The sequence below is a fragment of the Burkholderia sp. Se-20378 genome (assembly GCF_017104665.1).
Taxonomy (GTDB): Bacteria; Pseudomonadota; Gammaproteobacteria; order Burkholderiales; family Burkholderiaceae; genus Burkholderia; species Burkholderia lata.
The window spans coordinates 1-1,390 of the sequence record NZ_JAAGPG010001062.1 but is presented as its reverse complement, the minus strand read 5'-3'; the positions used below and the strand labels follow the sequence as shown (position 1 = coordinate 1,390).

2 protein-coding genes and 1 pseudogene are annotated in these 1,390 nt (G+C 69.3%); 2 read left to right on the top strand and 1 reads right to left on the bottom strand.

Annotated elements, in window-relative coordinates; translation table 11 throughout:
• Positions 1–215: pseudogene (locus G3N93_RS40145) on the top strand (iron ABC transporter permease); the annotation flags it as partial.
• A 37-nt stretch (positions 216–252) separates the two neighbouring features.
• Here G3N93_RS40145 and G3N93_RS40140 read toward each other — a convergent pair.
• Complete coding sequence (locus G3N93_RS40140) at positions 253–462, bottom strand: hypothetical protein (RefSeq protein WP_206135539.1); 210 nt, start codon at positions 460–462, stop codon at positions 253–255.
• Positions 463–576: 114 nt separating this feature from the next.
• On the opposite strand from G3N93_RS40140, the gene G3N93_RS40135 reads away from it, so the two are divergent.
• A complete protein-coding gene (locus G3N93_RS40135) occupies positions 577–1,341 on the top strand; it encodes a DUF899 domain-containing protein (protein WP_174941323.1) in 765 nt (254 codons plus the stop codon).
• Positions 1,342–1,390 lie beyond the last annotated feature (49 nt).

Sequence of the window (1,390 nt, the reverse complement as noted above, 5' to 3'; positions counted from 1 at the left end):
CGACGATGGTGTTCATCTCGGTCGTGACGGAACTCAACGCGACGCTGCTGCTGTCGCCGATCGGCACCCGCACGCTCGCGACGCAGGTGTGGAGCGACACGGCGACGCTCGCATTCGCCGCCGCGGCGCCCTATGCGGCGCTGCTCGTCGCGCTGTCGCTCGGCGCATCGGGACTGCTGTTCCTGCTGCTCGGCCGCGCGTCGGTGCGCGACTGAGCGCCGCCCTTTTTCCCCGGAACCGCCCATGAGCGAACTACGCATCCACGGCCTGTCGAAATCGTTCGGATCGCATACCGTCCTGCACGACATCGACCTCACGGTGCGGCGCGGCTCGCGCCTCGCGCTGCTCGGCCCGTCCGGCCGCGCCCAGACCACCCTGCTGCGCCTGCTCTGCGTCTTCGAGCGCGCCGAGCGCGTCACCGGCCGCGAGCGCGCGCGCGGCCGCCGTGATCAGCGAATCCATCCGAATCCCGACACACTTGTCACTCCCTCCGGTCCGATGCCCGCCACTAATCTAGCACCACGCACACGGCACCGGACGCCGTGCCCGGATACCCATCGGAAGGAGAACCCCGCCATGACGACTCATCTCACCGGAACGCGCGACGAATGGCTGGCCGCGCGCCGCGCACTGCTCGACGCGGAAAAGGCGCTGACGCGTCAAAGCGACGAGCTCGCGCAGCGACGCCAGGCGCTGCCCTGGGTGCGCGTCGACAAGACCTACCGGTTCGACACCGAACAAGGGCAGGCAACGCTCGACGACCTGTTTCTCGACCGTTCGCAACTGCTCGTCTATCACTTCATGTTCGGCCCCGATTACAAGGCCGGCTGCCCGTCGTGTTCGTCGATCGCCGACGGTTTCGACGGCTTCGCCGTGCATCTGGCGAACCACGACGTGACGCTCGCCGCCGTGTCGCGCGCGCCGCTCGCGAAGCTGCTCGCTTACCGGCAGCGGATGGGGTGGCGCTTCCCGTGGGCGTCGTCGGTCGGCAGCGATTTCAACTTCGACTTCAACGTGTCGTTCACCGAAACGCAGCAGCGCGCCGGCGACGTCGAGTACAACTACGCGCGGGCCGGCCACGCGATGGACATGGATCCGCCGCCGGCCCCCGTCGTGCAGTTCGCGGCGACGTGCGGGACCGATGCGGTCACGTATTCGCTCGACCGGCCGGGGATGAGTGCGTTCGTGCGCGAGGACGGCGCGGTGTATCACACGTACTCGACTTATGCGCGCGGGCTCGACGGGCTGTGGGGGATGTACCAGTGGCTCGATCGCGCGCCGCGCGGGCGCAACGAGACCGGTCCGTGGTGGCGTCGTCATGACGAGTACGCACGCGGCTGAGCGCGCCGGCGACGGGCGGGGGCGGGCGATGACACGGCCGGCGACCGGA

Coding starts and splice junctions, on each gene's coding strand:
- G3N93_RS40140 (WP_206135539.1), bottom strand. CDS start 462: ATGGATTCGCTGATCACGGCGGCCGCGCGCGCGCTCGCGGCCGGTGAC.
- G3N93_RS40135 (WP_174941323.1), top strand. CDS start 577: ATGACGACTCATCTCACCGGAACGCGCGACGAATGGCTGGCCGCGCGC.